Here is a 7,583-nt window from a genome sequence, read left to right on the forward strand (position 1 = left end):
TGCACTATGAAGGAGCGCCCACTACGGCAGTTGAGCAGGATGCACGTTCAAAAGCACCAACACAGTGCAAATAACGGTCAATACCTTCAAACTAGAGGTTGCGCACCAATTCCGGGCCAAGGTTTGCACCAAATTCGTGCAAACCTGTTTTCAGGGCCTGCCATGCAGCAGGCACCGACGACGCAGGCCCCTTGACGCCCAGTTCGATATGCCGCCCGTATTGTGGATGATCTACGCTGGGCAAACTGAACACCCGCACATCTGGGTGCGATTTTTCAATCTGCTCCATCAGAGGCGTCAGTGCCGCCTCCATGGCGCCGTACACCACCACTGACTGCTCGGTCTGTGGTGCACGATTGAAATGGACCGCATAGTGCTCTTCAAGCACCCATTCGATCATCGGCCAGGCCATGACCGGAAAACCTGGAACGAAATGCACACAGCCCCCGCCCGCACCATCGCAGCTGAAGCCGGGGATCTTGTTGTATGGGTTGGGAATGATGCGCGCCCCCTGCGGAAACATGCCCATGTTGAGGCGGTGCACGTTGTCAGGTCGGTCTGGCTCATAGGGCACGCCCTGCTCCCTTGCCACATCCTGCATCCGTTCGCGGATCAGGACCTCAGCCTCAGGGTGCAGGGCGAGTTCACGTCCCAGAGCACGTCCAGCACATTGACGGGTGTGATCGTCGGGTGTCGCGCCAATACCGCCGCAGGAAAACACCACATCTGCCGATGCAAATGCGCGCGCCAGCGTGGCGGTGATCCGATCAGGACTATCGCCTACGTAGTCAGCGTAGGCCAATGACAGGCCCCGCGCTGCCAGAAGCTCAATCACCTTGGGCATGTGCTTGTCGGCCCGCTTCCCCGACAGAATCTCGTCGCCCACGATGATGAGACCGAAAGTGGGGGTCATGGTGAATTTTCTCCTGATTGCGAAGTTGTGGAAGACGGGTGCACCGGCCTTGGGGACACTGACGTGTTCGCGTCTTGGATTCCTGAGGGGGGCGGAAACGGTTCGGCCATCGGCGCGATGTCATTCATCCGCACATTGGTAGTTTGCTCGTTTCGCAAACGTTGCAGGGCAGCCAGACCATAGTGCGTGAACCACAGCGAAGAGAACGCGAAAACCAGGGTATAAATCCAGATAGCCAGCGGCACCAACACAAAGAATGCGGCTGCGAATACCACGCCTGACGCCCATACGATGCTAGGCGCTGCACCCAGGTAGCCTGTGATGACGCCTATGCCCAGAAGGCTGCTGCGATGGCGACGGAATATCTCCGCGCGCTCCTCCTTGCTCGCATGTTCGGCCAGCGCATCAAACACCATCACGCGATAAGTCAGCCAACCCCAGATCAAGGGAGGCAGAATGAGTACCAACGGAGGCACCAGCCAGAGCGGAACCGAGACCAACAGTGCCACTAGCGCCAACACGGTAGACCCCACCGACCAAGCGACACTGGCGACGAAAGATCCGCCTTTTTTACGCTCCAGATCAGGAAAGCGCCGAGCGGCCACCAAGGTCACAAGAGCGGGAGTCATCAGTACCGCCACAGCCAGCAGTGACACAACCACCAGCACCGGAATCACCAAGAGTACCACCATCAGCGGCGCCATCACAGCATTGAGGTCTCCGAAGCCCCAACCCTGGAGCCAACTCCACACACTGGTCAACAGTGTGGAGGCATCCAGCAAAGTCCGCATTGCCTGTACGGCAGCGTCCCAGTAGAAGTAGCCGAAAAGCAGCGCCAGACCAGCCATCAATAACAATGGCAGTAGCGACAACGCAATCACACGCGGGCGCAGGCAATAGGTGGCGGCACGCCAGAAGGAATCGAACAGTAATCCCATGGGGGCAAGCATACAGGCAGTGCCCACCCACTGACTCAGGCCTTGCCCACCAACCGCAGAACCCCACGCCACTGCTGCGACCAGAACCCCGCCCCGTAGTCACGCACGCGGCCATCTGGGCCAGGTTCAACCTGATCGCGAACACCGGTGGGGTCAAAGCGCTTTTCAAAGTTGGCCGTACCCATCAGCATGTCCCACCAAGGCAGAAGCACCCCAAAATTGTGACCACCGAGCACCACACGGGGCTGCGAGGCGGGTGTGCCCCCTTGAGCATTGGTAGATGGTTTGACCGTCTCATGCCCGATGCCGATGCTGTGGTGTCGGCGATGAAACCGGGGGCTGATCCACAGCCGCTCACCGATGTGACCAAACCACAGGCGCACATTGGCATGCTGAAAGCTCTCGCTGAGCTGGGTAATGGCCACGATGGCAATGAACTGCCCAGGCGCAACACCAATCAACTGCGCCACCGTCACCAGAATCACATCCCGCAGCAAATCATCGAGCAGGTGATTGCGGTTGTCGCTCCACATCGTCATTTGACGTTGGGCGTGATGCAACGAATGCAGGCGCCACCACCACTCGAAGTGGTGCTGCCCTCGATGGATCCAATAGTCCACGAAATCAAACACCAGCAGGTACAGCAGCAAGCTGACCCAGGAGATGTCCGTCACTCCAGGCCAGATGCCATCCAGCTGAAAGGTGCTGACTCCCGCGACACGCAAGGCTCCAAAGAACGAGTCCGCCAGCGGATCGACAGTGAAAAACAGGGCCAACCGGAACAAGCCCAGACGGTGTATCAAGGTGTAGAGAATGTCTGTACGGATGGTGGCGCGGTCGTTGACCTGCTCCACGGGCCACCAACGCTGCATAGGCCCAATAACAGCCACGATGACCACCAGTTGCAACAACCCGACCAACAGCCATCCAGCGGCCTCGTAGCCGTTTTCGAGCAGGCTTGCCAAGCCTGTGGTGAACATCAGTGGCTGCAGCACGCTTTCAAAAAGCCATTGCTGCACGCTGTCAAATACGCTGCTCAGCCATCCCATCGTCTTGCACTCCCGACACCCCAGTTATTCATCAAACCAAATAGGCGGCTAGGCCAAGCCAGTGCACTTGCATCTTTATCACCAGCTCTGCCTGACAAACTAGCGAGCCTGCGCCGCCAAAGCCGCATAGTCTGGGTGATCCCGCAAGGTGCGAAAGCAAAAGCCCTTTTGCTTGAGCCCTTCGATCAAAGGCTCCAGCACGGCGGGTGCCCAAGCGTCCTTGCGTGACCAGATACCCAAATGGGCCAGCAAGATGTCTCCGCTGCGCACGTCGCGCAGCGCCTTGTTGAGCAGCATGGTGTTGCTGGCAGTTTCGCTCGGCAACTCATCTCCCAGAAAGCCCGCGGGAGACCAGCCGACATGCGCATAGCCGCAGGCCTTGGCGCTGGCAATCAGTTGCGCAGAGGTTTTGCCGCCAGGCGCACGGAACAGTGGCAAGGGTGCCTTGCCAGTGATGGCCTTCAAACGATCTGCTGCGTGGGTAATTTCTTCGCAATACTCGGCCGCAGAAATCACGAAGCTTTGGCCTTCACGCAGTCCTGCCGAGGGGCGAACCCGAAAAGTCGGGTGCTGCGCATCGCCAGCGTCTGATCGCCAATAGGTGTGATTCCATGTGTGGGAAGCAAACTCATGCCCCTCAGCAGCGCGCGCCCGCCACCAAGGTGCCCAGTAGTCTCCCAAACTTCCATCCCCCTGCTTCGTGCGCTCATTCGCAGCAAAAAAGGTGACGCGTACCTGCTGGCGCTGGAGGATCTCTGCAACCAAAGGCGCAACCTCCATGTGGCCAGTGTCAAAGGTCAGGTACAGAGGTTTCTTACAGTCATTAGACGCACTGGCGCACGCTACATAAGCGCAAGCAGCTATCAATACAATAGCACATCGACACCTTCCGCTTGCGGAGCCCATACTGCTGAATGGCATACAGCTCACTCCGGAAGTACTGTGCTTAACGTGGAGCGTGCTGCAGAGTCCAAACGCCATGGGGTGATTTCCCCACATTGACCTGGCGTACGACCTTCTTCGCCTGGGTGTCCACCACAGACAGTTTTCGAGCCCAGCGCGAGCTGACGTAGATGTAGCGCCCATCAGCCGACACATCCATGCAATCTGGTCCACCCGGTACGGGGTAGGACTCGACAACCTGTTGAGTCACCATGTCAATCTTGCTGATGGAGTTGGCTACCCGGTTGCTCACATAAAGATGGCGCCCGTCTCCAGCGCCGCGAAAGGCATGCGCCCCATCGCCTGTCTTGATTTTCTTGATGCTGACTGCTTCGCGGCCGGAAACATCAAACACCTCTACGCTATCAGCACCCGTCAGCCCCACAAACAGATATTTGTCGTCGGGGCTGCCATACACGTCTGCAGGCATCGCCCCGGTTTTGACCCGCCATTTGATAGCCTGGGTTGCGATATCAATGGCCACCAGCTCATCGCTGTCCTGCATCGTGGAATAGACCGTGGCACTCCGGCTGTCGATCCACAAATGACTAGGGGTACGTGAAGTGGCGACGCGCCGTACCAGCGTCAGGTCCTTACCATCCCAGCGATAAAAATCTACATGGTTCAATCGGTTGGCAGCCGTGACGAACCACTTCATGTCGGGGCTGAACCGAAGTTGGTAAGGGTCCACAATTCCACGCACCGTGCGTTGCACCTCGGCGGTACGAGGATCCACAAACGTCAGCGTATCCCCAAGTGCATTCGCCACGATGAGGGACTTTTCGTCTGGCGTTAGATACAGGTGATGCGGCTCTTTGCCAGTGGGAATTCGGGCGGTCTCGGTCCAGGTCGTCGGATCAATGACGCTGACATTGGCCTCCAACGAGTTAAGCACGAAAAGAGGTGGAGTTCCGGTCGCAACACTGGCAACGGAGTACCACACCCCGCCAAGGGCCACCACACAGGCACGAGCAATCGAGAGAATCTTCACAAAACCACTTTCAACACAGCCTTAGAGTGTAGCGCTGCACTTCCACCGATCCCGAACGTCCCCACGTAACATGATGGTGTTTTGGCAAACATTGATCAGGGTCATGCCTGCACTGAGATTGCCAAGACGCGCCGCAAACCAGCCCTTTGCGTGGAGGTTCACACGTTACTATTCAACAGATTCAGCTCAGCCGCATTCAGCCACCGCCATTGGCCGGGAGCCAGATCTGCCGGCAACTCCATCCCTCCAATACGCGAGCGGTGCAATCCTTCCACTCGGTTTCCTACCGCTGCAATCATCCGTTTGACTTGGTGGTACTTGCCTTCGGTCAGCGTCATATCCAACCGGTGGGAGTCCGCCACGATGCAATTCGCAGCACGCACTGGTTTGGGATCATCATCCAGCACCACCCCCGCCAACAATCTCGAAACTTGAATCTCGTCCACAGGATGTTTGGTTGTTACTTGATAGACCTTCGGTACATGCTTTTTGGGCGAACTGAGGCGATGGATAAACTGACCATCATCACTCAGCAAAAGCATACCGGTGGTGTCTTGATCCAGACGGCCTACAGCCTGCACTCCTTGCACAGCACTCTTTGTAGGCCTCTGGCGCAATGGTGAAGGCAGCAATGTGTAGATACTAGGATAGGTGGACGGCTTTTGAGAACATTCCGTACCTGCAGGCTTGTGAAGGAGCACGTAGGCTTTGGCATGGAAGGGCCAATCCACCCCCTGCACGCGAAGCAAAAGGCCCTCAGGCTCAAATTCAGCGCTTGCATCAGTGCATAGCGCATATTCAACGGTGGGTGAAGGTGAATCACTCACCAAAACCCATCCCTGCTGAATCAGCCCCGCACACACGCGGCGCGTACCAAATCCCTGGGAATACAGAATATCTTGCAGTTGCATGATCGGTTGTATTGGCTGAAGCACAGAGCCGCGCCAGCTGTTTACTCATTGTCCCCGCTGAATTCCAAGGTACAAGCCGACGACAAGAGTATGCATGGGCGAATCGCCAAAAAGCAAAAAACCCCAGTCTGAGTAGACTGGGGTTTTCTGGGCTGTAAGAGCCTGACGATGACCTACTTTCACACGGGAACCCGCACTATCATCGGCGCAAAGTCGTTTCACTGTCCTGTTCGGGATGGGAAGGAGTGGTACCAACTTGCTATGGTCATCAGGCATAACTTGGTGCTGAGCAGTCTTGGGACTGCTCGGCGAATTCATAGAGTTTGGAATCAGTTTTTTGTATTTGACTGCGTCTAACTTGGCATAACAATCTTTGAGCTTTTGCATTGAAGTGCATAGGCTATCAAAGTTATAGGGTCAAGCCGCACGAGCAATTAGTACTGGTTAGCTTAACGCATTACTGCGCTTCCACACCCAGCCTATCAACGTCCTGGTCTTGAACGACTCTTCAGGGGGCTCAAGGCCCCGGCAGATCTCATCTTGAAACGAGTTTCCCGCTTAGATGCTTTCAGCGGTTATCTCTTCCACACTTAGCTACTCGGCAATGCCACTGGCGTGACAACCGATACACCAGAGGTGTGTCCACTCCGGTCCTCTCGTACTAGGAGCAGGCTTCCTCAAATCTGCAGCGCCCACGGAAGATAGGGACCAAACTGTCTCACGACGTTTTAAACCCAGCTCACGTACCTCTTTAAATGGCGAACAGCCATACCCTTGGGACCGGCTACAGCCCCAGGATGAGATGAGCCGACATCGAGGTGCCAAACACCGCCGTCGATATGAACTCTTGGGCGGTATCAGCCTGTTATCCCCAGAGTACCTTTTATCCGTTGAGCGATGGCCCTTCCATACAGAACCACCGGATCACTATGTCCTGCTTTCGCATCTGCTCGACTTGTCAGTCTCGCAGTTAAGCACGCTTATGCCATTGCACTATCGTCACGATGTCCGACCGTAACTAGCGTACCTTCGAACTCCTCCGTTACGCTTTGGGAGGAGACCGCCCCAGTCAAACTGCCTACCATGCACTGTCCCCGATCCAGATAATGGACCTAGGTTAGAACCTCAAACACACCAGGGTGGTATTTCAACGTCGGCTCCATGAGATCTAGCGACCTCACTTCAAAGCCTCCCACCTATCCTACACAGATCTGTTCAAAGTCCAATACAAAGCTACAGTAAAGGTTCATGGGGTCTTTCCGTCTTTCCGCGGGGAGATTGCATCATCACAAACATTTCAACTTCGCTGAGTCTCAGGAGGAGACAGTGTGGCCATCGTTACGCCATTCGTGCAGGTCGGAACTTACCCGACAAGGAATTTCGCTACCTTAGGACCGTTATAGTTACGGCCGCCGTTTACTGGGACTTCAATCAAGAGCTTGCACCCCATCATTTAATCTTCCAGCACCGGGCAGGCGTCACACCCTATACGTCCACTTTCGTGTTTGCAGAGTGCTGTGTTTTTATTAAACAGTCGCAGCCACCGATTTTTTGCAACCCCTTTGGGCTCCCTCTGTACGAGTTCACCTACTTGGGGCATACCTTCTCCCGAAGTTACGGTATCAATTTGCCGAGTTCCTTCTCCTGAGTTCTCTCAAGCGCCTTAGAATACTCATCTCGCGCACCAGTGTCGGTTTGCGGTACGGTCGTCAATAGCTGAAGCTTAGTGGCTTTTCCTGGAAGCAGGGTATCACTCACTTCGTCTGCAAGCAGACTCGTTATCACCCCTCATCTAAGCCCGGCGGATTTGCCTACCAGGCACGACTACAGGCTTGAACC

Annotated in this window: 6 protein-coding genes and 2 rRNA genes (1 of these 8 only partly in view); all 8 read right to left on the bottom strand. The window is 55.9% G+C overall.

All coding sequences use genetic code 11. The features are described from left to right. Positions 1-91: 91 nt before the first annotated feature. Complete coding sequence (locus tag AACH87_RS15660) at positions 92-913, bottom strand: molybdopterin-binding protein (protein ID WP_338795411.1); 822 nt, start codon at positions 911-913, stop codon at positions 92-94. Continuing rightward, positions 910-1,851 (bottom strand): EI24 domain-containing protein, encoded by a 942-nt coding sequence (locus AACH87_RS15665; RefSeq protein ID WP_338795412.1) that lies wholly within the window; start codon positions 1,849-1,851, stop codon positions 910-912. The genes AACH87_RS15660 and AACH87_RS15665 overlap by 4 nt, the downstream gene beginning before the upstream one ends. Positions 1,852-1,886: 35 nt before the next feature. Continuing rightward, a complete protein-coding gene (locus AACH87_RS15670; protein WP_338795413.1) occupies positions 1,887-2,900 on the bottom strand; it encodes a sterol desaturase family protein in 1,014 nt (337 codons plus the stop codon). A 99-nt stretch (positions 2,901-2,999) separates the two neighbouring features. Next, positions 3,000-3,821, bottom strand: coding sequence for a polysaccharide deacetylase family protein (locus AACH87_RS15675; RefSeq protein WP_338795414.1), 822 nt, complete (start codon positions 3,819-3,821; stop codon positions 3,000-3,002). Positions 3,822-3,846: 25 nt separating this feature from the next. Beyond that, the gene (locus tag AACH87_RS15680) at positions 3,847-4,833 is read right to left on the bottom strand and encodes a beta-propeller fold lactonase family protein (protein ID WP_338795415.1); all 987 of its coding nucleotides are present in this window, start codon (positions 4,831-4,833) and stop codon (positions 3,847-3,849) included. A gap of 158 nt (positions 4,834-4,991) precedes the next feature. Then, positions 4,992-5,744: a 16S rRNA pseudouridine(516) synthase gene (locus tag AACH87_RS15685; RefSeq protein ID WP_338795416.1), complete on the bottom strand. Its 753-nt coding sequence runs from the start codon at positions 5,742-5,744 to the stop codon at positions 4,992-4,994. 160 nt (positions 5,745-5,904) lie between these two features. Next, positions 5,905-6,017: ribosomal RNA gene (rrf, locus tag AACH87_RS15690) — 5S ribosomal RNA — on the bottom strand. Positions 6,018-6,157: 140 nt separating this feature from the next. After that, a 23S ribosomal RNA gene (locus AACH87_RS15695) occupies positions 6,158-7,583 on the bottom strand (it continues 1,453 nt past the right edge of the window).

Source organism: Acidovorax sp. DW039 (genome assembly GCF_037101375.1).
GTDB lineage: Bacteria > Pseudomonadota > Gammaproteobacteria > Burkholderiales > Burkholderiaceae_C > Acidovorax.

Excerpts from the sequence above, each read along its gene's own strand:
- AACH87_RS15665 (WP_338795412.1), bottom strand. The coding sequence starts at position 1,851 with ATGGGATTACTGTTCGATTCCTTCTGGCGTGCCGCCACCTATTGCCTG.
- AACH87_RS15675 (WP_338795414.1), bottom strand. The coding sequence starts at position 3,821 with ATGCCATTCAGCAGTATGGGCTCCGCAAGCGGAAGGTGTCGATGTGCT.
- AACH87_RS15660 (WP_338795411.1), bottom strand. The coding sequence starts at position 913 with ATGACCCCCACTTTCGGTCTCATCATCGTGGGCGACGAGATTCTGTCG.
- AACH87_RS15685 (WP_338795416.1), bottom strand. The coding sequence starts at position 5,744 with ATGCAACTGCAAGATATTCTGTATTCCCAGGGATTTGGTACGCGCCGC.
- AACH87_RS15670 (WP_338795413.1), bottom strand. The coding sequence starts at position 2,900 with ATGGGATGGCTGAGCAGCGTATTTGACAGCGTGCAGCAATGGCTTTTT.